The 24,921-nt window shown below is 69.9% G+C and carries 20 protein-coding genes and 5 pseudogenes; 13 read left to right on the top strand and 12 right to left on the bottom strand.

What is annotated here, in order from left to right; genetic code table 11:
- Positions 1–28 precede the first annotated feature (28 nt).
- The 4 genes and pseudogenes from ABZ919_RS23175 to ABZ919_RS23160 all read right to left on the bottom strand — a co-directional run bounded on the left by ABZ919_RS23175 (position 29) and on the right by ABZ919_RS23160 (position 3,076).
- A complete protein-coding gene (locus ABZ919_RS23175; RefSeq protein WP_361250881.1) occupies positions 29–607 on the bottom strand; it encodes an HAD domain-containing protein in 579 nt (192 codons plus the stop codon).
- A 30-nt stretch (positions 608–637) separates the two neighbouring features.
- On the bottom strand, positions 638–1,330 hold the full coding sequence (locus ABZ919_RS23170; RefSeq protein WP_361250878.1) for a class I SAM-dependent methyltransferase: 693 nt from the start codon (positions 1,328–1,330) through the stop codon (positions 638–640).
- A gap of 1 nt (position 1,331) precedes the next feature.
- Entirely contained in the window at positions 1,332–2,243 is a 912-nt protein-coding gene (locus ABZ919_RS23165) for an aminoglycoside phosphotransferase family protein (RefSeq protein ID WP_361250876.1), read from the bottom strand.
- Positions 2,244–2,326: 83 nt separating this feature from the next.
- Positions 2,327–3,076: pseudogene (locus ABZ919_RS23160) on the bottom strand (hypothetical protein).
- A 225-nt stretch (positions 3,077–3,301) separates the two neighbouring features.
- Here ABZ919_RS23160 and ABZ919_RS23155 point away from each other — a divergent pair.
- The gene (locus ABZ919_RS23155; RefSeq protein WP_361250873.1) at positions 3,302–4,654 is read left to right on the top strand and encodes a tetratricopeptide repeat protein; all 1,353 of its coding nucleotides are present in this window, start codon (positions 3,302–3,304) and stop codon (positions 4,652–4,654) included.
- A gap of 36 nt (positions 4,655–4,690) precedes the next feature.
- Positions 4,691–5,191, top strand: coding sequence for an NUDIX domain-containing protein (locus ABZ919_RS23150; protein WP_361250870.1), 501 nt, complete (start codon positions 4,691–4,693; stop codon positions 5,189–5,191).
- Positions 5,192–5,386: 195 nt separating this feature from the next.
- Here ABZ919_RS23150 and ABZ919_RS23145 read toward each other — a convergent pair whose 3' ends face one another.
- The gene (locus tag ABZ919_RS23145) at positions 5,387–6,223 is read right to left on the bottom strand and encodes a hypothetical protein (RefSeq protein WP_361250868.1); all 837 of its coding nucleotides are present in this window, start codon (positions 6,221–6,223) and stop codon (positions 5,387–5,389) included.
- 168 nt (positions 6,224–6,391) lie between these two features.
- Between ABZ919_RS23145 and ABZ919_RS23140 the strand changes: the two genes are divergently transcribed.
- The 4 genes from ABZ919_RS23140 (at position 6,392) to ABZ919_RS23125 (ending at position 10,910) form a co-directional block, all read left to right on the top strand.
- On the top strand, positions 6,392–7,468 hold the full coding sequence (locus ABZ919_RS23140) for a sodium-dependent transporter (RefSeq protein WP_361250865.1): 1,077 nt from the start codon (positions 6,392–6,394) through the stop codon (positions 7,466–7,468).
- A gap of 216 nt (positions 7,469–7,684) precedes the next feature.
- Complete coding sequence (locus tag ABZ919_RS23135; protein WP_361250862.1) at positions 7,685–8,338, top strand: response regulator transcription factor; 654 nt, start codon at positions 7,685–7,687, stop codon at positions 8,336–8,338.
- Positions 8,329–9,597 carry a HAMP domain-containing sensor histidine kinase gene (locus ABZ919_RS23130; protein WP_361250860.1) on the top strand — a complete coding sequence of 423 codons (1,269 nt, stop codon included), beginning with the start codon at positions 8,329–8,331 and terminating at the stop codon, positions 9,595–9,597. Before ABZ919_RS23135 ends, ABZ919_RS23130 begins: the two co-directional genes overlap by 10 nt.
- Before the next feature lie 38 nt (positions 9,598–9,635).
- The gene (locus tag ABZ919_RS23125) at positions 9,636–10,910 is read left to right on the top strand and encodes a hypothetical protein (RefSeq protein ID WP_361250858.1); all 1,275 of its coding nucleotides are present in this window, start codon (positions 9,636–9,638) and stop codon (positions 10,908–10,910) included.
- A 114-nt stretch (positions 10,911–11,024) separates the two neighbouring features.
- Here the strand turns inward: ABZ919_RS23125 and ABZ919_RS23120 are convergent, their stop codons facing one another.
- Genes ABZ919_RS23120 through ABZ919_RS23100 form a run of 5 tightly spaced genes read right to left on the bottom strand, consistent with a single transcriptional unit; the run spans position 11,025 to position 16,476 of the window.
- Entirely contained in the window at positions 11,025–11,759 is a 735-nt protein-coding gene (locus ABZ919_RS23120) for a response regulator transcription factor (protein ID WP_361250856.1), read from the bottom strand.
- 38 nt (positions 11,760–11,797) lie between these two features.
- On the bottom strand, positions 11,798–14,446 hold the full coding sequence (locus ABZ919_RS23115) for an ABC transporter permease (RefSeq protein ID WP_361250853.1): 2,649 nt from the start codon (positions 14,444–14,446) through the stop codon (positions 11,798–11,800).
- Entirely contained in the window at positions 14,443–15,105 is a 663-nt protein-coding gene (locus ABZ919_RS23110) for an ABC transporter ATP-binding protein (protein WP_361250851.1), read from the bottom strand. The genes ABZ919_RS23115 and ABZ919_RS23110 overlap by 4 nt, the downstream gene beginning before the upstream one ends.
- Entirely contained in the window at positions 15,092–15,814 is a 723-nt protein-coding gene (locus ABZ919_RS23105; protein WP_361250850.1) for an ABC transporter ATP-binding protein, read from the bottom strand. Before ABZ919_RS23105 ends, ABZ919_RS23110 begins: the two co-directional genes overlap by 14 nt.
- A gap of 5 nt (positions 15,815–15,819) precedes the next feature.
- Positions 15,820–16,476, bottom strand: a complete 657-nt coding sequence (locus ABZ919_RS23100; protein WP_361250847.1) for a hypothetical protein — start codon at positions 16,474–16,476, stop codon at positions 15,820–15,822.
- Between the two features lie 153 nt (positions 16,477–16,629).
- Here ABZ919_RS23100 and ABZ919_RS23095 point away from each other — a divergent pair, with 153 nt between their 5' ends.
- Positions 16,630–17,955 (top strand): HAMP domain-containing sensor histidine kinase, encoded by a 1,326-nt coding sequence (locus tag ABZ919_RS23095; RefSeq protein ID WP_361250844.1) that lies wholly within the window; start codon positions 16,630–16,632, stop codon positions 17,953–17,955.
- Between the two features lie 461 nt (positions 17,956–18,416).
- Here ABZ919_RS23095 and ABZ919_RS23090 read toward each other — a convergent pair.
- Positions 18,417–19,247 (bottom strand): annotated as a pseudogene (locus tag ABZ919_RS23090) (site-specific integrase); the annotation flags it as partial.
- Between the two features lie 174 nt (positions 19,248–19,421).
- On the opposite strand from ABZ919_RS23090, the gene ABZ919_RS23085 reads away from it, so the two are divergent.
- Entirely contained in the window at positions 19,422–19,700 is a 279-nt protein-coding gene (locus ABZ919_RS23085; RefSeq protein WP_361250841.1) for a hypothetical protein, read from the top strand.
- A 323-nt stretch (positions 19,701–20,023) separates the two neighbouring features.
- Here ABZ919_RS23085 and ABZ919_RS23080 read toward each other — a convergent pair.
- A pseudogene (locus ABZ919_RS23080) lies at positions 20,024–20,347 on the bottom strand (site-specific integrase); the annotation flags it as partial.
- 7 nt (positions 20,348–20,354) lie between these two features.
- Here ABZ919_RS23080 and ABZ919_RS23075 point away from each other — a divergent pair.
- The 5 genes and pseudogenes from ABZ919_RS23075 (at position 20,355) to ABZ919_RS23055 (ending at position 24,915) form a co-directional block, all read left to right on the top strand.
- Positions 20,355–20,818 (top strand): annotated as a pseudogene (locus ABZ919_RS23075) (NUDIX domain-containing protein).
- A 6-nt stretch (positions 20,819–20,824) separates the two neighbouring features.
- Positions 20,825–21,202, top strand: coding sequence for a hypothetical protein (locus ABZ919_RS23070; RefSeq protein ID WP_361250839.1), 378 nt, complete (start codon positions 20,825–20,827; stop codon positions 21,200–21,202).
- A gap of 101 nt (positions 21,203–21,303) precedes the next feature.
- Positions 21,304–21,652 (top strand): annotated as a pseudogene (locus tag ABZ919_RS23065) (transposase); the annotation flags it as partial.
- 2,190 nt (positions 21,653–23,842) lie between these two features.
- A complete protein-coding gene (locus tag ABZ919_RS23060) occupies positions 23,843–24,499 on the top strand; it encodes a YeeE/YedE thiosulfate transporter family protein (RefSeq protein ID WP_361250836.1) in 657 nt (218 codons plus the stop codon).
- The gene (locus ABZ919_RS23055) at positions 24,499–24,915 is read left to right on the top strand and encodes a YeeE/YedE thiosulfate transporter family protein (protein WP_361250834.1); all 417 of its coding nucleotides are present in this window, start codon (positions 24,499–24,501) and stop codon (positions 24,913–24,915) included. Before ABZ919_RS23060 ends, ABZ919_RS23055 begins: the two co-directional genes overlap by 1 nt.
- The last annotated feature ends 6 nt before the right edge of the window (positions 24,916–24,921 follow it).

Here is a 24,921-nt window from a genome sequence, read left to right as displayed (position 1 = left end):
CATCAGCGATTTCTGCGGTTTTGCCACGTTAGGCGACCTTCGCTTCACATGGGACACCTGAGGCATCAGCCCGCGTGACGCGCAACAGGGCGGCACAAGCCAGGATCTCGACCAGGTGCTCGGCCAGGAGCCCGACGTGCGGGTCCGGCTGAAGTAGGGCGGTGACATGGCCACGGGCGGTGCGCTCCCTGGCCCACTCGTGGTCGAGGTTGGTGAAGTCGTCGTCGATCCAGATGGCGGGCGCGTCGCCGAGCCAGGCGTCGACGTGGTCGCGTTTCCACAGGTAGCCGTTGGGGTGGCTGGTCGTGATCTGCGGACGCGGCAGCTCGACGTGTGGCAGGGGCGGGAGGCCGAGGAGCGGGCCGATGAGCGTGGTGGCGTCCTGGCGCCAGCTGGTGCACCAGACGGGGGTGACCAGGCCGGTTCGGATCACGTGCATGAGCAGGGGGCCGTGCGCGGGGTTGAGCCAGATGGTGACCGGGTTGTCGGCGGTCCTGCCGGTGGGTACGACGTCGTGGCGCATGTGGGTCTCGGGGATGGCTCCTTCCTCGTCCGGGAAGGGGATGAGGACGCCGTCGATGTCGAGAAGCAGGTAGGGCGGGTGCATCGGGTTCTCCCAGGGGAGCCGGGGCGGGGGTCAGAGCTTGCGCGCGGTGATCAGCAGGGTGGTGGGCCAGAGGCCGTGGCGGGCGTCGTGGAATTCCTGGGCCGAGGCGAGCCAGAGGCCGGCTCGTCCGAGGTGCTTCTCCCAGCGGTCGGCGTCGAACTCCCAGCGTGCGATGGGCAGGCGTGTGCGGTCGGGGAGGGTGACGTAGTCGCGGTCGGGCCGGTCGTCGGTGGAAGGGCGCCTGCCGCCCCGCTGGGGGTGGGGGACGGAGAAGGCGAGGGTGCATCCGGGTTTGAGGTGCTGGGCGATGGCCGGGAGCAGCAGTTCGGGGGCTACGAGGCCGATCGCTCCGAAGACGGAGTAGATAGCGTCGAATCGCTCGTCGGAAGCCTGCAGGTAGTGCAGGGCGTGTCCGGCGACGAAGGTGAGATTGTTCAGCCGTCCGTAGTGGGAGCGGGCGCGGCGGACCTGCAGGCCGACGAGGTCGACGCCGGTGACATGGGCGCCGTAGCGGGTGGCGAGGTGGGCGGCGTTGTGGCCGGGGCCGCAGCCGAGTTCCAGCAGTCGCTTGCGGCGCAGATCCGGTCCGAGGATCTCGGCGCCGGGTCCGCTGCCGGGGCGCGTAGTCCATTCCATGCGCGCGGGGACGGTCAAGGGCTCGGCGGGGGCGGCCGTGGTGCGCTGGAGGGCGTGGACGTACCAGGGGGACGCCTGGGCGAGCACGTCAGACCTCCAGGAGGTGGAGGACGTCGGTGAGGTGGCGGCGTACGGCCTTGATGTAGGCGGGGTCGGTGGCCGGGTCGTTGATCCAGCGGATGGACTGCTCCATGAACCACTCGACGGCCCAGACACGGTGCCAGCCCAATGCCCACTTCTCCGCCGGAAGCCCGCCTCGCTCGGCGAGGGCGTCGGGGGTGCCGCCCTCGGTGACGTACGTCTCCAGGAAGACGCGCAGTTGTACGGGGTCGGGGTCGTCGATGGTGCCGTGCCAGCTGGCGAGGTCGAGCAGGCCGGGGCCGGTGAAGGCGCGGGCGAAGTCCAGCAGCCGCCATCCGCGCCGGCCGATGTGGAGGCTGGTGGGGTGCAACTCGGAGTGCACCCAGCCGAACGGGCCGACCGTGGCGCCGGCCGAGCGCGTCTCGGCGGCTTGGGCGAGGCGGTCGAGCGCGTCCTCGATGTCGTGGGTGTCCTCCCACCGGTCGGCCTTGCGCAGGTGGCCGAGGTGTTCCAAGGCCCGCGCCGGGAGGCCGCGAAGACCGTCCTGATCGAGGACAGGCAGGGCCGCGGCCGTGCGGGTGCGGTGCAGAACCACGGCTGCGGCGGCGCCGTCGAGGTCGTCGGCTTCGCGGATGGGAGCGCCGAGGTCTTCCAGCAGCATCCCGAGCCAGCCGTTCAGCACTGCCGAGGCGTGAACGGAAGGAACGGGGACGCCGAGCGTTTTTGCCAACCGGAGAGCCTGGTCCTCCCTGTCGAAGGGCCTCCTGGCGTACTTGAAGATGGCGGTGCTGCCGTCGGTGAAGGTCAGGCGCTCGACGCCCGACATGGACCAGACGCGCACCTGTTCACGCGATGCGCAGGTTTGGTCAGCGAGGGTCAGCAGGTTGTCCAGGAGTTCGGCGTTGAGGGTCGCGTCCATGAAGGGCTCTCCAGTGCGGTGGTGGCGTCCGGGGCGGGCGAGAAGTGCCTGCCCGCCCCGGAGCCGGGCGTGCGGTGCGGGTGCTATGCAGCAGGGCTGACGCGATGGGCGTAGACCTGCTCCATCCAGTCGGCCTTGAAGGCCGCGAGGTCGTCGCGGAAGGCGGTCATCGACGCCCCGTAGGGGGCGACCACGCCGCCGACCTGGTCCGGCACGGACTGGCAGCCGTGCACGAGCCGACCACCGAGGGCGGCGTGGGCCTTGATGGACTCGATGCGGCGGTGCTCGTTGAACCAGCCGCCGTGGTAGACCTCGTCCAGCATCCCGCCCATCTCGTCGTCCAGGTCGAAGACGACCGAGGTGGCGGCCGGGAAGAACCAGCACGGGCCGACGTTGGAGATGTGACCGTCCAGCTCCACCTTGTTGAGTGCCATCAGCGTGGCCGCCTCGCGCAGCATCCGCAGGTGCTCGGCGGTGATCTACGGCAGGCCGAGGCCGGCGAGGTGCTCGTCGCGGAACAGGTAGGCGTACACCTCGTAGGCGGTGGACAGCACGCGGGCGGCGTCCGAGGTGGACTCGCCGTGGGCCTTGACGAAGTCCAGGGCGAGCTGCTCGACCGCGCTCTCGGTGGTTTCCTCCACGTCCAGGAGCTGGGACTTGACCAGCTCCCAGTCGGCGACGAGCCAGGTGTTGGACTCGAAGCGGAAGAAGTACTCGGCCGGGTTGATCGTGATGCGCCGGCCGTCGACCTGGATGCCGGGCAGTCGGCTCCAGCGCTCGTCGAACGCCTGGGGCAGCTTGACCGTGATGGCCGTGGTGTCGATGGTGGTCACCGTGTCTCCGTCTCTGATCGGCCGGGTTCGGGCACAGGCATGCCTGAACCCGGAGCGGCGGTACGGAACTTCGGGGAGCCGCCCGGCCGAAGGGGGGATCCTGGTCACGGTGTCGGACCGGGCCGGGCGGCTGATATTCAGTGAACACGCCGTCACCCACGGTGGGTACGGTGAGAGGCGGTTGAAGCGGTATACGCGGTTTACAGCTCCGGAGCGGAGGCGATCGTGGCAGCGCAGAGAGAAAACAACTCCCGCCTGCGCGAGACCATCGAGGCGACGGGCTGCACCTACGAGGCTCTGGCGAAGGACATCCGACGCATCGCCGCAGAGAACGGCGAGACCCTCCAGACCAACAAGTCGGCTGTCTCCCATTGGGTGAACGGCAACCGCCAGCCGACCGGCCGGACCGCCCGATACCTCGCCGAGGCACTGTCCCGGCGAGCAGGCCGCACGATCACTGAGACGGAGATCGGTCTGCGCGGCGGCGAGGCACCGGCCGAGCAGGCTGATCCCGTCCTCGCCGCGACCGACCTGGGCCGTGCCGACGTCGAGCGCCGACGCTTCCTGGCCGTGGCCGCCTTCACCGCAGCCGGCGTCGCCATGCCCCTTGCGTACGACCACGAAGCCACGGCCCGCATGCTCCGGGCCCGCACCGGCAGCTCCCTGGTCGGTGCGGAGGACGTGGACGTCGTCCGCCAAATCACCGCAGCTTTCAGTGCCGCCGACGAGCGTCTCGGTGGCGGCCATGGGCTCACCACCGTTACCGCTTATCTCGCCGACACCGCAGCCCCCATGCTCCGAGGGCGGTTCCCGAACGAAGCCTTACGCGGGGAAGCCTTCGGAGCGGTCGCAGAACTCGCCTACCTCGCAGGGTGGAAGCACCACGACCTGGGCCAGGAAGGTGCCGCCCAGCGCTACTACCAGGTCGGCTACCAACTCGCCTGCGAAGCAGACCCGCACGGGCACGCCGCCTGGATGATGCGCGCCCTCGCCCACCAGGCCCTCAGCCTCAAGCTACCCCACCACTGCGTCGACCTCGTCGAGGGCGCACTGACCTGCGGCCTGGGCCGCGTCGACGGTCAGACCGAGGCGCTGCTCCACATCACCCATGCCCGCGCGTACGCCGCTGTGGGCGAGAGGCCCGCAGCGGCTCGCGCCCTGCTCGCCGCCGAAGATGCCCTCCTACGCGACGACGGCCCACAGCCGAGCTACTCCCGCGTCAGCGGCCCGGCCGCCGGCACTGTGGCCAGCCACACCGCCCGCACACTGACCGACCTAGCCGATCACGTCGGCACTGAGCAGCAGCACCGAGACGCCCTGGTCCGCTGGGACCCGCAGAAGTACAGGCGCGTCCACGCCCTCACCTACGCCGACCTGGGCGACAGCCTTGCCGCCCAGGCCCGCGCCGACGAGGCCGTCGCCGCCTGGTCCCAGGCCCTGACCCTCATGGAGGGCATGACCTCAGACCGCACCCGTAAGGCGATCAGCTCGCTTCGCTCCACCCTCGCCGTCTACCAGGGCCGCAGGGTGCCCGGGGCGGCCGAACTGGCCCGCCGCGCACGCGAAGCACTGGCCTAAGCTGCCCACCAACCGGCCGACGAAGGGACACGAACCGTGGCTCAGCCGAACACCGACGACCAGCCCAAAGCCCTGCCGCCCGCCCTCGAATCCATGACCCTGCTGGTCGCCGCCGTCATCGTCCACGACAAGGCCACCAACCGCGTCGTCCTCCTGCAGCGCAGCCAGAACGCCAAGTTCGCCCAGGGCATGTGGGACCTGCCCGTCGGTAAGAGCGAGCCCGGTGAGCCGATTACCGAGACCGCAGTGCGCGAGCTGTACGAGGAAACCGGCCTGACCGTGAAGCCGGGCTCCCTGAAGGTCGCCCACATCATCCATGGTGCCTGGGGCGTCGAAGCTCCCAACGGTTTCCTCACAGTGGTCTTCACCGCGCACGACTGGACCGGCGAACCGGAGAACCGCGAACCTCGCAAGCACGCTCAGGTCTGCTGGGTCGACGCCGATGCCGTCCCAGAGGAGTTCGTGGACACCACCGCGAGCGCCCTCCACCGCTATCTCACTGGTGGCCCTCAGGTATCGCTGGATGGGTGGAAGTAGGGATCAGCACGGCGCCAGCGTGGCCCTGCGCGACCCGGAGCAGGGGCCATGACGTCGGCGTAGGCGTCAATGTGGTCGTCGGGGAACCTCAGGGGCTGTTCGCCCTCGTCAGCGTGGGTGTCCGGCTCCTCAAATTCGTCCGGATCGGGCCAGGGCACCGGCAGCGTTGCCTGGTGTGGTCTGGATTGTGGTGGCTCAGGCCACGAGTGTCCCTGCCTTCTCTGGGGCGGCGATGTCCTTCCGGGTGACCGAGAGGTACACGACCAGGCCGAGGATGACCGCCAGGAACAGCACGCTGGTGACGACGGTACCCAGGCCCAAGCCGCCGTCGCCGGTGGGCTGAGAGAGGTAGTCGCCGACGAAGGCGCCGAGAGGCCGGGTGAGGATGTAGGCGTTCCAGAAGCTCCAGACCGCGTTCAGGTCGAGGGAGAACCACGCGAGGGCGATCGCGGCGATGGCTGCGGCGAAGAGCACGGCCGATACCCAGTAGCCGAGGTTTATCTCCTCGGCGACCAGGTCGCCGGCGGAGGTGCCGAGCGCGAAGGTGAAGAGGACGGCGAGCCAGTAGTACGCCTCGCGGCGGGTCGTGTCGATGTGGTGGATCGACAGGGTGCGCTCGGTGCGGTACCAGAGGGCGAAGACGATCAGTAGGGCGATCGCGAAGACCGTGGTGGTGGTCTCCAGCGGCACGCCCCTGTTGTCGGTGAGATTGTCGCTGACCAGGGTTCCGACGACGCTGATCAGGGCGACGGCGGGCCAGTACACGCCCGGGCGGTAGCCCTTTGTGCGGAACTGCACCACCAGGACGACGGTGAGCAGCGCGCTCATCAGCAGCGAGACTCCGGTCAGCCCGAGGCCGGCCTTCTCGTTCAGGAGGTCGGCGGCGGTCTCACCGACCGTGGTGCACAGCACCTTGATCACCCAGAAGCAGACGGTGACCTCGGGCACCTTGTTCCAGCGCAGCCGTTGACGGGAAGGGGCTGCCCGGCCGACCTCCTCAAGCACCGGATCCTCAGACGTCTCGTATGCCATGTTGCCCGACCGTGCCATCGGGTGCCTGAACACATCCTGACTGCCGCCGTGGATCACCTGCCCCGCCCGTTCCGTGCGCGCACCATGGCTCCATGCACACGCACGCACATGGTCTCCGCATAACGGTCTTCCGTCCCGCCCCTGCCCCCGCGACGGAAGAAGACCGCCATGCACGCACCAGCTCCCACCGCCACACCGGCGCCCACTGACCGCGCGACCGCCTGGCTGCGGCGCCGTCTGGGCCGGGCCGTCGTCCTGTCCTACGCCGCAGCCCTGCTCGTGCCGGGCCCCGGCCTGTGGCTGCGCCACTCCCACGCACTGCGGCTGGGACCACTGATCCGACTGCCGGTGTCCACCGCACCATGCCTGCTGTGGCTGGTGCTGTTCTCGGCCGGACTCCAAGTCCCCGTCCGTGAGCTGGGCCGAGTCCTGCGGCGCCCGAGTGCACTGCTCGCCGGGCTCGCGCTGCACCTGGCGATCCCGTTGCTGGTCATCCCGCTTATCGCGGTCCTGCTGCACGCCTCGCCCGACTCCGACGGCGGCAGCGGCCTGGTCACCGCGATGATCCTGATCGTCGCGATGCCGGTGGCCGCCGGCGCCACGGTGTGGACCGGCAAGGGCGACGCTGACCAGCCGACCATGGTCGGCCTGGTCCTCGCCTCCACCCTCCTCAGCCCACTCACCACACCGCTGGTGATCGAGCTGCTGTCTCCGCTGCTCAGTGCCGGCTACGCCGGCTCGCTGGCTGCGAGTGTCCACACTGCGGGCGATGGGTTCACCTTCGTCGGCGTGGTGCTGCCCTGTGCGGCGGGCATCCTGGTCCGGCTCGCCCTGCCCGCGTCGTTGCTCGGCCGGGCGCTGGGCGCAGTCGTGCCTGTGGCCCTGACCGGCTCGCTGGTCCTGACGTACGTCAACGCCAGCGGCGCCCTCGGCTCCTTCGTCGCTCGGCCACGCCCGCTGCTGCTGGGCGCCGCGCTGGTCGTGGCGGCACTGGTCTGCCAGCTGTCGTTCGTGCTCGGCCGCTGCGCGGCGCGGCTGCTGCGGCTGGACCCGCCCGCCGCTTCCTCGCTCACCCTCGCCTGCGGCATGAACAACAGCAGCGCCAGCGCCGTACTGATCACCGCCGTGCTCCCGGACAAACCACATCTACTGCTCCCGGTCCTCGCCTACGGCCTGCTCCAGAAGACAGCCGCCAACCGAGTCGTACGGGTCCGGCCTCCCACGGTGTTGCGTTCTGTTGCCTAGAACGGTCCCCGGCCCGACGCCGGGGGCCGCAGGACACCGGTGCGCGCAAGCTGTCGCAGCATGTTCCCGGGATGCGACACGCGTCGATGGCTGCGACCGTATGGTTCGACGCGGGCCGGCCCGCACGTGAGGCAGTCAACAGCGGCCTGCTTCCCATCGTCAGGCGGCTGACCAGGGAAGATAGAGAACTTGGACGGGAGTATCTAGGGTCAGCACGTGGCTTTCATCATGGTGTGTGAAGACGACGCGGCGGTCCGCGGCGTCCTCAAGCGCGCCCTGGAGCATGACGGCCACACCGTCTCCGTCGCCGCCACGGCCGACAGCCTGCTGCGGCAGCTCGCACCGGCGCCCCATCTGATCGTCCTGGATCTCGGGCTGCCGGACGCCGACGGCCGTGATGTCTGCCTGGCCCTGCGGGCTCGCGGCGTCGACGCGCCGGTGTTGATGCTCACCGCCCTGGACGGCCTGCATCACAAGGTGGGCGGCTTCGAGGCCGGCGCCGACGACTACATGACCAAACCCTTCGACATCCCGGAACTGCTGGTCCGGGTCCGGGCGCTGCTGCGCCGGGCCACCGTGACGCCCGCACCGCGCGAGGTAGTCCTCGATCCGGCGAAGCACGTGGTGACCTACGATGCGGTGAGCATGAGTCTGACCCCGACCGAGTTCCGTCTGCTGGGCCGCCTGATCGCCTCGCAGGGCGACGCGGTACGCCGCCACGCCCTCATCGCTGCCGGCTGGCCACACGGAGCGCAGGTCAGCGACAACACCCTCGACTCCTATGTGCGTCGGCTGCGGGCCAAGCTCGGTCCGCTGGGGGTTGCCGAGCGTCTGGCGACCGTCCGCGGCGTGGGTTACCGATGGCAGTGACGGGATTCCGTAAGCGGGTTGTCGCGCTCACCGTGCTGATCGCCACCGCCGTGGTCGCGATCCTGGTCGTGGTCTCGCACGTGCTGCTGAGCCGGGTGACCGACGCCGACGCGCACGATCTGGCACGTACGCGCGCCGAGGCGGTCGCGGCGAACGTCACCGCCAAAAGCGGCCGCGTCGTTCTGACGGAGAACAGCAGCGAGGCGCTGGACGAGGTCGCCTGGGTGTATGCCGACGGCCGCCTGATCGACGGAAACGTCCCGACGAGCCTGGTCGATCGCGTCGAGGAGCTCGCGGACTCCGGGCGACCGCAGACCGCGACGGTCGGCGATTACCTCCTGTACGCGCGGAAGGTCCCGATCCACGGCCACCACGTCATGGTGATCGTCCGGGTGGACCTCACGCCCTACGAGACATCCGAGCAGCGCAGCCTGACCTTGTCCCTGATACTGGGCGGCCTCACGATCCTCCTCGCCGGCGGTGTCGCACACCTCGTGGTGCGCCGCGCGCTGCGGGTCGTGCACGAGATGGCCGCCCTCGCCGACGACTGGGGCCAGCACGAACCCGGGCGCCGCTTCAATCTCGGCGTCCCCCGCGACGAGTTCGGGGAACTGGGGCGGACCCTGGACCACCTCCTGGAGCGCGTCGACAACGCGCTGGCGGACGAGCGCCGGCTCACCGACGAGATCGCCCACGAGCTGCGGACACCGCTCACGGTCCTGCGGGCCGAGGCGCAGTTGGCGCAGCTGTCCGGCGAGCCGGTGCCGACGGAGGCGGTGCTGTGCGAGGTCGACCGCCTCGATACGGCGATCACGACGCTTCTGCGCGCCGCGCGCGCACGGACGGACGAGGGAACCCGGTGCGACCTGCGCTCCGCCGCACGACAGGCGATCGCCGGCCGCGCAGTCGAGGTCGCCTTCCCCGCAAACGTCGAGGTCGCCGTGGCGGCCGACGTCGCCGTGTCGCTGCTGTCACCCCTGCTGGACAACGGCCTGCGGCATGCGAAGTCCCGGGTGTGGATCACCGCCCGCAACCAGGGCGAGGCCATCGTGGTCGATGTCCTGGACGACGGCCCCGGATTCGATCCCGCCGAGATCGACCGGGTCTTCGAAGCGGGGGTGACCGGCGGCGACGGGTACGGGCTGGGACTGCCGGTGGTCCGGCGCATCGCCGCCTCGGCCGGTGTGGAGGTCCGCGCGATCGCGGACGGCCGCGGTCACGTCGAGGTGACACTCCCGGCCGCCCGTGCAACCGCGTAGTCAGGTTATGTGCAGATTCCCCGCGTAAACCTCCCCGCATGACAACGACAACGGAAGCCCGCACGCGCAGCGGGCGTCTCATGCTCAACAAGGTTCCCGAGGTCACCATCTGGTTCTGGGTGATCAAGATCCTGTGCACGACCGTCGGTGAGAGCTTCGCCGACTGGATCAACATGAAGCTGGGCGTCGGCCTGGTGAACACGGCCTTGATCTTCACCGCGGTCTTCGTGGTGGTCCTGGCCGTCCAGCTGCGGCTGAAGCGGTACGTCCCGTTCCCCTACTGGCTGACCGTGGTCGTTGTCAGCGTCACCGGCACCCTGTACACGGACATCCTGACCGACCAGCTCAATGTGCCGCTGTGGATCAGTTCCGCGGTCTTCTCGGTACTGCTCGCGGTGGTCTTCGGTGTCTGGTGGCTGCGCGAGCGCACGCTGTCGATCCACTCGGTCACCACGCTGCCGCGGGAGTCGTTCTACTGGCTCGCCGTTCTCGTCACCTTCGCGCTCGGCACCGCGACCGGCGACTGGACCCTTGAGCTGACCGGCTGGAGCCCGGGCGCCTCGGTGCTGCTTCCGCTCGGCCTCATCGCGGCGATCACGGCACTGTGGAGGTTCGGCGCGAACCCGGTGCTGTCCTTCTGGCTCGCCTACATCCTGACCCGCCCGCTGGGCGCGAACATCGGCGACTGGCTCGCCTCCCCCAAGGTCGCCCAGAACCCGGGCGACCCGACCGGTCTCGACCTGGGCACGTTCACCACCAGCCTGATCTTCCTCGGCCTGATCCTGGCGACGGTGGTCTACCTGACGGTGACGCGCTCGGACGTGACCGAGACCCACGAGGCGACCCACGCCGCACCGGCCACCAGCAACCCGCGCAAGGAGCGCACCGCGCTGGCCGGCTTCGGACTGCTCGCCGTCGCCACCGCGGGCCTGCTGGTCTGGGCCCACGGCCAGCCGCACGTCGGCCCGGCACCGGAGGAGGACAACACCTCCGCCGTCCAGATGGCTCCCGGCCAGGCGGTGAAGAAGTTCCCGCCCGCTAAGGTCGCGGCACTGAAGAAGCTCGCATCGACCTCGCTCAAGGACGCACGCTCGGGGGACGCGGCCGGAGCCCATGCGGCAGCCCAGTCGCTGCGTGACCTGTGGGATGCCGACCAGGCGTCGCTGCAGCCGCTGGACGGAACCGGCTGGACCTCCATCGACGCCCAGATGGACAAGGTGCTGGGGACCTTCGGCATCGACCACTCGAACCCGCCGATGTCGCCTGCGCAGCAGGAGAAGGAACTGAACGCCCTCCTGACGGACATGGGCTGACAGACCGCACAGCGCCCGCCCGGCCCACCCGGCCGGGCGGGCTCAGTGTGCCGCAGAATCCCATGGGACTGGCGCTGACCAGGGCCAGTCAACTCTTCGTCCCGGCCCACCGCTCTAGCCGCAGCACTCAAGGCGGTAACCATGTCCCCTGAGCGTGCTGATGTGAGGCAACCGGCAAGGGCGGACGGACTCCTCGGCGGCCTGGGTGAGACGTCGGCGCAGGCCGGCCATGGTGACGTCGAGGGTCTTGGTGGGGCCGAACCAGTTCTCGTCCCACACCTGTGCCATCAGCGTTTCTCGCGAGACGGCGGTCCCGGGGTTCCTGGCGAGCAGGGCGAGGAGGTCGAACTCCTTCGGCCGCAAGGCGATCTCCGTGTCATGAAGGGTGCAGCGGCGGGACGTGGTGTCGATGACCAGGTCGCCGAGCCGTAGTGGGGGCTGCGGCTGCGACGTGCTGGTCTGTCGGCGCAGGTGGGCGCGGAGGCGGGCCAGCAGAACGGTGAGGCTGAAGGGCTTGACCAGGTAGTCGTCGGCGCCTGCGTCCAGGCCGGCGATGACGTCGATGTCGTCGGTACGGGCGGTGAGGATCACGATCAGCAGGTCGGGGAAGCGGGCGCGCAGGGTGCGTGCGAGGTCCAGTCCGTCGAGGTCGGGCAGGCCGAGGTCCAGGAGAACGGCGTCGTAGGCGGTGCGGTCCGTCTCCGTCAGGGCCGAGGCGCCGGTGCGGCTCCATGCGGAGGCGTAGCCGTTGACGCGCAGGCCGGTTTCCAGGTGGCGTCCGATGGTGTCGTCGTCCTCGACGACCAGGATGTGCAGACGGCTGCGGTCCGGTGCGGCAGGCGTGCCCATGGCAACAGAGTAGGCAGGTCGCTTCCCTGCAAGCGGGCTCACAGGTCGCGGAGTTCCTCCACCGCGGGGCGCCGGGCACCGCGGATGCCGTTCAGGGCTGCGGCCAGTACGGCGATCAAGGCGGCCAGTCCGGTCAGGATCAGGTAGACGCCGGGCACCGCCAGGGCGGCGGGCGGCGGGTCGAACACGCCGGTGAGTACCTTGACCAGCATCTCCGACAGCGCCCATCCGATGACGGCACCCCCGGCCAGGCCGCCTGCGGCCAGCAGAAGGGCCTCGGTGAGGACCATGCCGCGCAGCTGGCGTGTGCGTGCGCCGAGGACGGTGGCGATGGCGAAGGTCCGGCGGCGTTCGGCGAGCCCGAGGGCGAGGACGAGTCCTCCGGCTCCGGCGGCCAGCAGGACGGCGAAGGCGAGTTCGATGCGGGTGAGTCCGGCCAGGTCGACGGAGGTCAGGCTGGTGCCGACGGTGCCGCGGGTCTGGGTGAGGTCGCTGACGGTGGCGCTGGTGCCGAGCTGCGAGCGCAGGCGCGCGGCGATCTGCTTCTGGTGGGTGCCGCCGGTGTCGAGGAGGAAGGCGCCGACCGCGTCGCTGCCGGTCGCCTTGGCGATGTAGGAGGCGTTGGCGACGAAGAAGCTGTCCTTCGGTGCCGTGGGGAACTCCTTGGCGATGCCGGCGTAGTGGAAGGGGACGGTGCGCAGGGCCTTGGTGCGGGCGTCCTGGATGCGCAGGTTGACGGTGTCGCCGGGAGCGAGCTGGAAGTCGTTGACGGTCTCGACGCTGACCAGCAGGTTGTCCGGGCGCTGGGCCAGCTTGCGCATGAGCTGCTGGGCGGTGCCGCCGGCGAAGTAGGCGTCCTGGAGCGAGGTGGCCTGCGCGATGGTGCCGGGGCGGACGCCGTAGAGGTCCTGCAGATCGGAGCCGACGTAGGCGAAGCGGTGCTGGAGGGGTTCGACGTGCCGTACGCCGGAGATCTTCAGGGCGGATCCGGCGCCGGGTGGGACACGGGCACCGGGTGGTTCGGTGACGGTGACGTCGGCGCCGTTGGTCAGGCGGGCGTCGACCTCGGCCTGCTGGCGGTAGGTGGCGTTGAAGACGGCGGTGGAGAGCGCGAAGGACACGGCGAGGGCGAGCAGCACCACCGAGCGGGCCAGGGGGCGGCGGCGCCGGGAGAGGGTGGCGGCGGTGGTGCCGGCGAGGCTCGCGGTCAGCGGGCGGGCCAGCCGGGCCAGGGCGGGGCGGCCGTGGGTGAGGGCGAGGAGGGTGAGCCGCCACAGCAGCAGGGCGGCGCCGATCCACAGCAGGGCGGGGCCGAGGAAGGCCCAGTAAGACACCGAGATGCTGGGCACGCCCTCCGGGGCGAGGACCAACGCGTACTGGTTGCCGGAGGAGGCTCGGAAAACCAGCCAGGAGCCGATCAGGAGGGCGAAGTCCAGGCCGTACCGCATCCACCACGGGTTCCTGGTGCTGCGGGCACCGGACTCCTTGCGGGTCTCGGCGACGGTCACCGTACGCAGGTCGCGCAGGGCGGGGACGAGGACGGCTCCGGCAGCTACGGCGGCACCCAGCACGAAGGCGGTGCCGTACCAGGCCCAGGTGCCCGCGCCCGCTCCGAAGGAGGCGGCACCGAAGGCGAGGCGGCCGGTGAGTGCGGCTATACCCAGGCCGGCCAGCCCGCCGACGAGACCGATCAGCGCCGCTTCCAGCCCGGCGAGGGCGGTGATCTGGCGGGGGCGCAGGCCGCGCAGCCGCAGCAGGCCCTGCTCCTGGCGGCGCCGTTCGCTGCCGGCCGAGGCGACCGCAGCGGTCAGGGCGGCGGCCAGGACCGCGCCGGGGACGCCGAGGAAGAGGAAGAGGATCTGGGCGTACAGGGCGTCCTGGCGGGCGGAGTCGAGGGCGGCGCCGATGTTGTTGCCGACCAGTGCGGCGCCCGCGGAGCGGGCCTCCAGGTTGTGGGCGGCGCCGGTGACGGCGGTGAAGGCGGCCGCCGGATCGGAGGGCAGGCGGGCGTCGTCGCGCGCCACGTGGATCTGGGTGGTGACCGCAGAGGCGCCCCGAGTCAGCGCGGCGAACCTGGCGGCGGGCAGCAGGACGACGTTGTCCGGGGGTGCGGTCGGCTGGGACTGGCTGGGTGCGCCGACGGTCTGGAAGAGGGAGTCGGCCTGGGGCAGGTCGACCACGCCGTCCACCTTCACCTGTCGCACTCCGATGCCGGGAAACTGGACGCCGATGGAGTCGCCAGGGGCGGCGTGCAGGTTGGAGGCGGTCTGCTGGGCCAGCAGGACGCCGGTCGGGGAGCCGGAGAGGGTGCGGATGGCGTCGGGGAAGAGGGTGCGGTAGCCGTCGGGCAGGCCGAGGGCCATGCCGGGGCCTGTGGTCTGGGTGCTGCCCTGGACGCGCGCGGTGAAGCCGGTGGTGTGGGCGAAACCGACGGGCAGGGCGGCGCGGGTTCCCGGCGCCTTGCGGACCAGGGACATCACCGCACCGGGGTCGGCGCCTGGCTGTACCTGGACCTGCCAGTCGACGGCGACCGAGCGCACGGCACGCTGGGTCATGGTCGCCTTCGACGCCGTGAGGAAGGAGCCCAGCGCGGCGACCAGGGCGACCGCGAGGGCGATCCCTGCCAGCGCAGCCAGCAGACGTCCGGTGCGATAGCGGGCCAGGCCGGCCGTCCACGAGCCGATCATGACACCTCCTCGGGTGCGAGCAGCCGGCCGTCGCGCATGGCGCGCCGGGTGGTGAGGCGCGCGGCCACGGCGGGATCGTGGGTGGTGACGACGAGGGCCGCGCCCGTGTGGTCGGCGGCGGTGAGGAGGGCGTCGAGGACACGGCCGCCGGTGGCGTGGTCGAGGCGGCCGGTGGGCTCGTCGGCGAGGATCAGGCGCGGGGACTGGGCCAGCACCCGGGCGACGGCCACCCGCTGGGCCTGACCACCGGAGATCTCCTCGGGCAGCCGGTCCGCCACGTCTGCCGCATCCACGAGGGCGAGCGCCGCGAGGGCCGCCTGCCGGGCCTCGCCTTCCGGGCGGTCGGCGAGGACCAGGGGCAGGGCCGTGTTCTCGACCACGTTCAGGGCTGGGATCAGGCTGTCGCCCTGGAAGACCAGGCCGATGTCGTATGGCCCGAGGGAGGCGGCGCGGGTCACCGTTCCGCTGGTGGGCTGTTCCAGCCCGGCCAGCAGGTGCAGCAACGAACTCTTCCCCGACCCGGAGGGGCCGACGACTGCGAGCCGATCGCCGGCCCCGATCTCCAGGTTGGCACCGTGCACGGCCACGACGGCCTGCGTCCCTCGACCGAAGGTGAGAGCCGCGTCGGTGCAGGTCACGAGTGCCTCATCCGGTGGCATCGGGCACCCCCTGCGGCGCGGGACGGGCGGTCTGGGCCGAGGCGTCGGTGGCCCTGCCGTCCTCCAGTGCGATCACCCGGTCCGCGCTCCTGACGACATCGGTGCTGTGCGTCACGATCAGCACCGCGCATCCCTGCGCTGCCCGCTCCCGCAGCATCGCGAGGACCATCTGCTCGGTCTCCCCGTCCAATTCGCCGGTCGGCTCGTCCGCCAGGAGGACAGCGGGGGAGTTGGCCAGCGCGACGGCCAGCCCTGCCCGCGCCAGCTCCCCTCCGGACAGCTGCCGGGGCAGCGCGTGCATCCGTTCACCGAGGCCCACCTGGGTCAGCAGTTCCCTGGCCGAGGCGGCCGGCTTACGGCCCGCGGCGCGTTGCGGCAGGCGGACGTTGTCCCGCACGCTCAGATGGGGCAGCAGATTGCGGGTCTGCAGCAGCACGCCGATGTGCCGGGCGCGCAGCCGGGCCCGCTCGGTCTCGGGCCGGTGGCTAATCCGTACGCCGTCCACGCGGACCTCGCCGCCCGAGGGCTCGTCGAGCCCGGCCAGACACGCCAGCAGAGTCGACTTGCCGGATCCCGACGGTCCCACGACCGCCACCGTCTCACCCCGCCCGACCCGCAGCGACACCCCGCGCAGCGCGAGCGTCTCCTCCTCGCCGGCGCGATAGAAGCGGTACAGCTCACGGGCAGCCAGCACCGGCTCGGACGCCATGGTGCTCACCGCCAGGCGAAGGAGTCGCTGATGATGCGCCACGGGTCGACGTTGTCGGCGTTGACCGGGCCGGACAAGGTCAGATCCACCTCGTGGCCCGACCTGTAGAAGGCGTACCGCTCGAACCCGTCACGCACCACCTTGCCCGTGACCGGGTCCTTCGCCGAGTCACCCTGATAGGTCAGCCGGACGACACGGCTGGCGTGCCGGGACACCTCCGACACCTTCGGCGCGGCGAACTTCGGCACCTGGGAGCGCAGCTTGGGGACAACCGTCTTGGTGACCGAGTCGACCGTGGGCGCGGTGGACGCGGAGACTGCCGTGATCCTCACGGTGTTCAGCTTGTCGGTGAACACCGTGCCGCCGCCCTGCTCGGTACGGGCCCAGCCCTCAGGCACCTTCACCGTGAAACCGGAGAAGGACCCACCGGTCGGCCGGTAGACGACGTACACCTGGTTGTCGGGGATGTCACCGGGCGGATTGGACTCGGTGGGAGCGGGTGTCGGTTTGTTCTGCCCGTTTCCGACGCGCTCCGAGGAGGCCGACGGCGTTGATGTCGTCGAACCGGAACCGGAGTGCGAGCCGGAACCGGAACAGCCCGCGGTCACCGCCGCGACGATCACCAGCCCGACTGCCGCGGACGTCCGTGCATGTGCTGCCATCACCACTGCCCTCCAAGGAATCCCCCGGACCGGACGGTCATGGCACCCACGCTAGGAAGCGGCCGGTTAACGCCCTGCTCGCCGAGGGTTAGACGACGGCAAAAGCATGAGCCCAGCCCCGCGCACCCCGCCGAACCGCCGCATGATGAGGGCATGAGACAGCGCGTGGTGCGAGTCGCCCTCACCGCCGCGTTGGTCGCCGTGGTCCTGCTCGCCGTCCCCCTGGCCCTGGCCATCAGGTCCTCCCTGTACGCCGGACAGCGCGACACCCTGGAACGCGCCGCCCTCGCCGCGGCCGTACGGGTGAGCCCCGACTATGCGACCGGTGACCCGGTGGAACTGCCCAGGGCGCCGGCAGGAGGGCATCTGGGCCTGTACGACCCGCAGCAGGCCAAGCGGGCGGGCAGCGGCCCTGGGACGGCGGACGCGCCGGTCCACCGCGCCTTTGGCGGACAGGTGGTCCGGGGACAGTCGGGCGGCGACCTGGTCGCCGCCGTACCGGTCTCCCACGCCGAGCAGGTGATCGGCGTGGTCCGCGCATCCTCCCCTGTTGGCGCCGTACGCGACCGGGTCCTGGCCGCGTGGGGCGTACTACTCGGCGTGACCGTAGTCGCGCTGACCATCGCGGTACTGGTCGCCCGCCGGCAGGCTCGGGCGCTGGCCGCCCCGCTGGAGGACCTCTCCCGCCACTGCCAGGCCGTCGCCGAAGGGGACCTGAACGCGCGGGCGGCCCCCAGCAACATCACCGAGATCGATCAGGTGGCCCGCACGCACAACACGATGCTTCGCAGCCTGTCCGAACTCCTACGCCGCGAACGCGACTTCGCCACCAACGCCTCCCACCAGCTGCGCACCCCGCTCGCTGGCCTGCAACTCACTCTGGAGGCGGGCCTCGCCCAGTACGACGACGCCCGACTACGCCCCGTGCTGACCGAGGCACTGGACACCACCCATCGCCTCCACCAGACCGTGGAGGAAGTGCTGCGCCTGTCCCGCTCCCCGGACCGGCCCCGCCCGGCCGCCGGGGACATTGCGGTGGCACACCTCCTTCAGGAGACGCAGGAGCACTGGCACGGCCTGTTCGCCGCCGACGGCAGACGCCTGGAGTGCGGCGCACATGACGCACCCGCGGATGTCCTGGTCCCCAGCGGCCCAGTTTCGGAGGTGCTCGGCGTTCTGCTGGACAATGCACGGGTGCACGGACGCGGAACCGTGCGACTGGTGGTGCGGGACCTGAACGACGCCCTCGCCTTCGACGTGAGCGACGAGGGAGCCGCGGAGGGCGAGCCAGCGCAGCTGTTCGACCGCGGACACACCGGCGGCGGCCACGGGACGGGCATCGGCCTCGCACTCGCTTCCGAACTGGCCCACTCCATCGGCGGCCGACTCTCCCTCACCAGAAGGACTCCGGCCACGTTCACCCTCCTCGTCCCGGTCCGCGGGGCCGGCTCCGAAGACAACGCACCGGCCTGCAGATGAATGCCTCTCTCCGACATGCTCGGCTCCGGGGTGTGGCTTGTTCGCCTGCCCTGGTGTCGAGCCGGTCCGATGGGCCCGGATCCACGACGGCCACCCGCACAGACGGTGGACCTGCGATACCACCGGGCGTGACAGTCCCGCAGCCGTGCCCTCGCCGGAGCGGGTGTTCCCGACGGGGAGGCCCGCTCCGACATTGCCGACCGATGCCAACGTGCGTGCGCGATGCGTGAGCGGACTGTCCGGCACAGGCCACCATGAGCCGGATGAAGCACCCAACCGCGTGACGTTGACCAGGCGAGACAGCATCACGCGGCAGCGCCGCGCACGACCCGGCAAGGATTCGATCCCACTCCTAAAGCGGGTGTCGCAGGTTCGAATCCTGCCGGGGGCACCAGGCAAAACGGCCCGGACCGATCATGGTCCGGGCCGTTTTGACGGCACCAGTTGACGGCAGTCGCCTCTCAGGCGGCAGGCAGACGGCGTTTGAGCAGCCGGTCCATGTGGCTGATCGCCTCCCGCTGGGTGTCGTGTACGACGTGCGTGTACACGTCCATCGTGATGCTGATCTGGCTGTGCCCCAGGATTTCCATGATGACCCGTGGCGCGACGCCGGCCGCCGTCAGCAGCGTGGCGCAGCCGTGCCGCGCGTCGTGCAGCCGGACCACCCTCAGACCAGCATCGGCTGCGACCCTCGTGAAGGACCGGTATACGTTCCGCGGCTCGATTGGCCGACCGTTCCGCGTGGCGAAGACGTAGCCGGTCTCGGACCAGGCGACGCCTGTACGCGCGAAAGTCTCCCGCTGCCGAAGCCGGTGCCAGCGCAGCGGCGCGATGCACAGGGCGGGCATCGGCACCACACGGCTACGGCGGCTCTTGGGGTCGTCGTCGTACAGCGTTCCCCTGCGACGCTGGGTCTGCTGTCGCACGTGCAGAACGCGGTTGTCCAGGTCCACATCCGACCAGCGCAGACCCACCAGCTCCCCGCGCCGCAGGCCCATGGCGATGGCCAGCACGAACATGGCGTACAGCGGATCCATGCGCGCGGCCTCCAAGAAGGCCAGCGTCTCCTCCAAGGTCCATGGACGGATCTCCCGCTGCTTTACGCGCGGCGGCTCCACCAGCGACGCCACGTTCCGCGTGATCAATTCCTCGCGCACGGCTGCGGTGAGCGCTGTGCGCAGTACCCGGTGCGCCTCCTTCGCGGTCGCGGCCGTGTGGGCGTTCTGCACACGGGTGATGAAGCGGCGCACGTCCGCGACGCTCAACAACTCCAGCCTCTTCGTGCCCAGCAGCAGCGCAGCAGACCTCAGCGACCGCCCCGCCCGTAGTTCGCACCGAGGGGGCCTGGGGTTCCAATCCCCTCAGGTCCACGCAGCTCGAAGCCCCCGCCGGGACAACTGACGGGGGCTTTGCCCAAAGTCGCTACGCCAGCCTCGCGTGTCAGTGGCCGGCCGTAGCCTTTGGCCATGCATAGAGGAGCAATCACACGGGCGTCCGTGCTCAAGGCCATCGCCGAGCACGACGAGTTGGGCCGCGAGGCGTTCCTGGAGACGTACCACTTCGGCAAGGCCCGTTCGTACGTCCTCGTGCATGAGGGGCGGGAGTACGACTCGAAGGCGATCGCCGGAGTGGCGCACAAGTGGGATCAGGGCCGTGCGCTGGCGCCCGGCGAGTTCAGCGGCGGCAAGGATCACGCAGTCGCCTGGTTGAAGCGTCTTGGCTTCCAGGTCGAGAAGCTGATCTAGTGAGTATCAGTCGGGCTGCGGCGAGGGCGGGCCGAGGCGTCGGGGGCGAGCAGCGCCTAGCCTGGCCGGCCGGGCTGACATCAACAACCGGGTTCCTGACGGCGGAAGATGACGGCAACAGAGCCGTACGCATGGGGACCCTGGCGGTAGCAGGAGGACTGCCTTGAGCCCTTGGAGTAGCAACGCGGCAGCGCGCATGTAGCCAAGAATGAACTCCTAAAGCGGGTGTCGCAGGTTCGAATCCTGCCGGGGGCACCAGGCAAAAGGCCTCGGACCAATCTGGTCCGGGGCCTTTGACATCTACTTCTGACATCGACGGAGGGTCACCCACGATTGGGGCGCCTCTGCCTGAGCAGCCGGTCCATGTGGCTCATGGCTTCTCGCTGCGTGTCCTGCACGACGTGGGTGTAGACGTCCATGGTGACGCTGATCTGAAAGTGGCCCAGGATCTCCATCACGACGCGGGGCGCGACTCCTGCCGCCGTCAGGAGCGTGGCCGCGCCGTGGCGAGTGTCGTGCAGCCGGATGACGCGGAGGATGACGCGGAGGTCGGCGGACTGGGCGACGCGGATGAAAGAGCAGTAGAGGTTGCGCGGCTCGACGGGGAGGCCGGTGCGGGTGGTGAAGACGTAGTCCGACTCCTGCCACCCTCCTATGCTCCTGTACATGAGTGACAGCGCCCGGGAAGGCCAGTCCACGCCACTGCACTCCGTGTCCGTAGCCGGAGTAGTGGTGCGTGAGGACGGCCGACTCCTGACGATTCACCGAGCGGACAACGGCGCTTCGGAGCTCCCCGGTGGCGTACTCGAACTCAGCGAGACCCCAGAGGCGGGCGTCGCACGCGAGGTCCTGGAGGAGACTGGCATCCTCGTCGAGGTGGACGAACTCATCGGCGTTCACAAGAACACGGCTCGAGGCGTCGTGGCCCTGGTCTCCCGCTGCAAGCCGTGGGACGGGGCCGAGCGCACGTCGAATGAATCAACCGCGGTCGACTGGCTGACGCCCGAGGAAGCCAGCGAGCGCATGGCTGAGGTCCTCGCGGTCGGACTTTTGGATGCCTTTGACGGCAAGGCCCACACGTGCGCAGCTACGACGGCCGTCAGTTACTCGCGGGATGATGGAAGATGATGGAAGTAGACAACGTGCGTCGACAGCCGAGGCATCTCACGGAGCTGTCCAGCGTCTTTGAGTTTCTTGACGAGGTACGCCTCCGCCCTGGCATGTGGCTCCGCGGTGACTCCCTCCAGCACCTCGACTCCATGCTGATCGGCTATCGAGCCGCGATGGTCGTGCACGGTGTCGAAGAAGACTTTGACTTCTGGAGCCCTGGCACTCAAGGCCCCTTCGCCGAGTGGCTGTGGCAGCGGCTCGGCCGTCACAGCCCGCTTGGCTGGGCGGTTGAGATCGAACGTGAGGCCCAGGAGGCCGGCACCCCTGCCGTGGAGCTCTTCTTCGACCTGCTCGATGAGTACCGGCGAGAGCGCCAGCCGACCGAGGGATAAGACTTTCCCTACTGGCCGGCGCCCGTGCCGCGCGCACAGCAATCAGCCGCCTGACGTCAGAGAAGACGTACGTCGTGGCTGGGCGGTCGGCTCCGCAATGAGCCGAGTTCGTCGTCGCCGCAGGCGACATGACCGCTTACGCCGACGCCGGCCACCTTGCCTCAGCCGCCGGCCTGGTCCCCGTCCCACGCGATTCCGGCCGTCGCACCGGCAACCTCCACCGCCCCAAGTGCTACAGCCGCCGCCTACGCAGAGTCTTCTACCTCTCCGCGCAGACCAGCATCATCCGCGACGGCCCCAACCGGGAGTACTGCCTCAAGAAGCGCGGCGAGGGCTGCAAAACGTCCAGGCCGTCATCGCCCTCGCACGAAGCGCACCCGTGTGCTGTGGGCCCTCCTGCGCGACGACCGAGCCTTCACCCCCACCCCGCCAGCCACGCAGACGGCTTGACTCGGTCACTGAAACTTGCGGCCAAAGCCGCTAGGGCGACCGCGCGTTCAAGGCGCAGGTTCCAGCAGGGAGGGGTTTTACTCGGCCTCGGACTCCGCGTCCGGGGCCGTTGGCGTGAGCGGTGCGTGAGCGGTGTGTGAGCGGACGGGCGCCAGGCCCCGATGTCTCTCCGGACGGATCAGCACCGTCCGGCACATTCGCCTCCGCCGCCTGGGCCTCGCCCTGGGATTCCGGAGCGTCGTTCTTGGAGGCGGCGCGGGCGGCGGGGTACGAGCCGGGCTGCGGCCTCGGCGATCGCCAGGTCCCCAACGGCACCGGCCGCGTGTCAGCCCGTGAGCAACGGCCCCGGCCGACGGAAGGGAGTCGCCCAGGGGTAGAGGCGATGAGTCGCGGGAGGTCCTGCGCGAACGTCTGCCGTTCGACGAGGCACGGCTCGCGGAGTGCCGCGTGTATGTCGCTCTCTCCGCCCGCGCCGCCGTCTCGCCCGTACCCGCGACCGTACGGCAGGAGACACCGGCTGCGATCCCTACAGGACTGCGGCAGACGCTGACCGCAGTGCCCACACGCCGCCTTGGACCTCTGCCGGCACCGAAAGGTCGAGGCCCGGTTGCTGTCGGCCGTCACCGATGGCCTCGAGTTCGACGCGGTCGGCGCGTACGGGGCCGGCCGCATCGCGCCCTCGTACAGGTTCACTTGTGACGAAGCGGCGATCGGACGACCCCGTCGACAAGGGTGCGGATCCGGCCCCTCCGAACCGTGCCCGCACAACGCGAATGATCAGGTCGGAGCCCAGTTCCGCCGCGCAAGCGCCGTCGCTTCCCAAGGCGGGAGCGCGAGTTCGGTCCTCGCCGACCGTCCAGCAGGCGGACCGCTCTGCCTCTGCCTCTGCCTCTGCCTCTGCCTCTGCCTCTGCCTCTGCCTCTGCCTCTGCCTCTGCCTACTTCATGCTGGGCTTTTCAACCACGCGATGAGCCGGGTCCACCAGCCATCCTCCGATCCGCCCGGTGAACCGCCCATGCGTCGAGGAACCTGTGTACGTCGCACCGTGCCACCCGGTCCGACCGGTTCCGGCCCCGATCGAGTCACCGGTACCCCTGTGCGTACAGGCGCGCGCTCCGCCGACTCACACATGCACCGCTGAGCCGTTGGCACGCCGGCGAGCACTTCCTCCACGTGTCTCCCGCAGCCCTCATAGGTCACCTTCCGGCATGATTGGCAGACAGCACGTCGGCACATGATTCCCCTTCAGCGACGCCCTCATTAACACCCTCATTAACGCCCCAGTAATATCAACAGTTTCGTCACAGCCGAATTCACATTTCCGCCACAAGCAACCCCCATACATGCACCGTCTCCACGAACAACTGACCCTCGCCTGCAGGAGGGACACCCACGGGAGTGGTTCACGCCCCGATATCGCGTGGCATACCTCACTCAGCGATGTCAGGCGTTCACGGCCGGAATCCTCCTGAGGTTGCCCGGGACACCGAAACAATGGTTCCATCTCGCCCGGTCGAGAAAGGAAGGCAGTGCTCCGCATCGTGACAGGCCATCACCGCGCCATGTGAGATCGTCGACCCAGGCGCGGCGAGGGCAAGAGACCGAGAACGGCAACCGCCCTCACGGAACGGGTGGTGTGCGCCGGTCAGAAGGGAGCAACGTGAGTTGCTCGCACGCCGCAGGATGCCCCCTCTTCCCCTTGCTCAGGGCGAGCTTGCAAGGCTGGCGCGACTACTACTGCGACAGCGAAGATCAGTGGCTCGGCTGTGCGCGCTACCAGGTGTCACTCACCGGCGAGCGTGTGCCGATCAGCCTGCTGCCCAACGGAGCCCGTGCGCGACACCTTGAAGACGCGGCCACCGGCCAGGACCGGTCCGGTGCCGCCGGCCCCGAACAGGGGCCCCAGCCCACCCCTCCACCACAACACAACCCCTGGCCGCCGGAGAATGCGTCCTGGTCACAGCCGGCACCAGCTCGGCCACCAGAGCCGGCAGAACCCGTGGCCGCGGCACCGGAAACCATGGCTCAGTTCAGGGCGGTGTCCCCGACGATTCCGGTCTCGCATTACCGGCCGTCACCCTCCCCGCCATTTCCCCAGCCCCCGGATCGCCCATCTCGGCGCGCGGGGCAAGGGCCCGCCTCGAAGCGCGGCTGGTGGGCTCGATTCACCGAATGGATGGGAGGCCCCGCATGAGTGGCTACTGGCCCTGGTGGGCCGGCGCTGCCGGGCTCGCTCTGATCACCATCAACTACGCCCTCGCCACAGACCGGTCTTTCGGGGTGTCGTCCGCGTGGGACCGCGTGCTGCACTGGCGCAGGGAGCGCCGCCTGGAGCGGATGGACGAGGAGTTCACCGACGAGCGTGCTCTGGCTGACGCTCTTGCCGCAGCCACGGCCGAGCACTTCGGCACCAGCCCCGCCGCGCCCACCGTGCCGCCGGTTCCGTACGGGACGTCACAACTGCTCGAAACGGACGCCGAACCGACGGTGAGTGAGGACACCTCGGTGACGAGCCCGGGCCCCGCCCCGCTGGTCACCCAGGCTGCTCTGCTGGTCTCCATCTTCTTCGGCGGTTTGATCGCCGCGGTCACCTCCGGGCGGTTCCACCTCCGCCTCGACATGGGCCCGGGATTCCGGAACGTGGTCACCGCAAATCCGGCCACCATGACGGTCCTGCTGTTCATCGGAGGCGTGTTGGTCGGCTTCGGCACGCGGCTGGCCGGTGGGTGCAGCTCCGGCCACGGACTCAACGGCTGCGGCCGTCTACGCCCGGTCAGCCTGGTCGCGACCGCCGTGTTCTTCGGTACCGCCGTCGCGGTGTCGTTCCTGCTGTGGAAGGTGATCTGATGCGTACTCGGGGCGCGATACTGCTCGCCAACATCCTCACCGGCCTCACGCTCGGCTATACCGTCTCCAACATCGGCTTCGGCGACTACACCGAGCTGAACCGCATGTTCACCTTCCAGGACCTGCGCATGCTCCTCTCCTTCGCCGGCGCCGTCGTGATCATCGTGTGCGCATTCGCCCTGCTGCGCGTTCGCCGCACCCCGGGGCGCATTCACGCCGGCGTGATCCCCGGCGCAGTGCTGTTCGGTACGGGCTGGGCGATCTCCGGAGGGTGCCCGGCAATCCCGATCGTCCAGGTCGCCGGCGGATACCTGCCCGCCCTGGTCACCATCATCGGCGTCACCGTCGGTATCCGGCTGTGCCGCTGGGCCAACGCCCGCTACTTCCACCTCGACCGCGGCTCCTGCGGCCTGTGACACCAG

Origin of the sequence: Streptomyces sp. NPDC046759 (genome assembly GCF_040645475.1) — a bacterium.
In the GTDB taxonomy this organism is placed as follows: domain Bacteria; phylum Actinomycetota; class Actinomycetes; order Streptomycetales; family Streptomycetaceae; genus Streptomyces.
The sequence above is the reverse complement of the archived record's forward strand: the minus strand, read 5'-3'. Positions and strand labels throughout refer to the sequence as shown.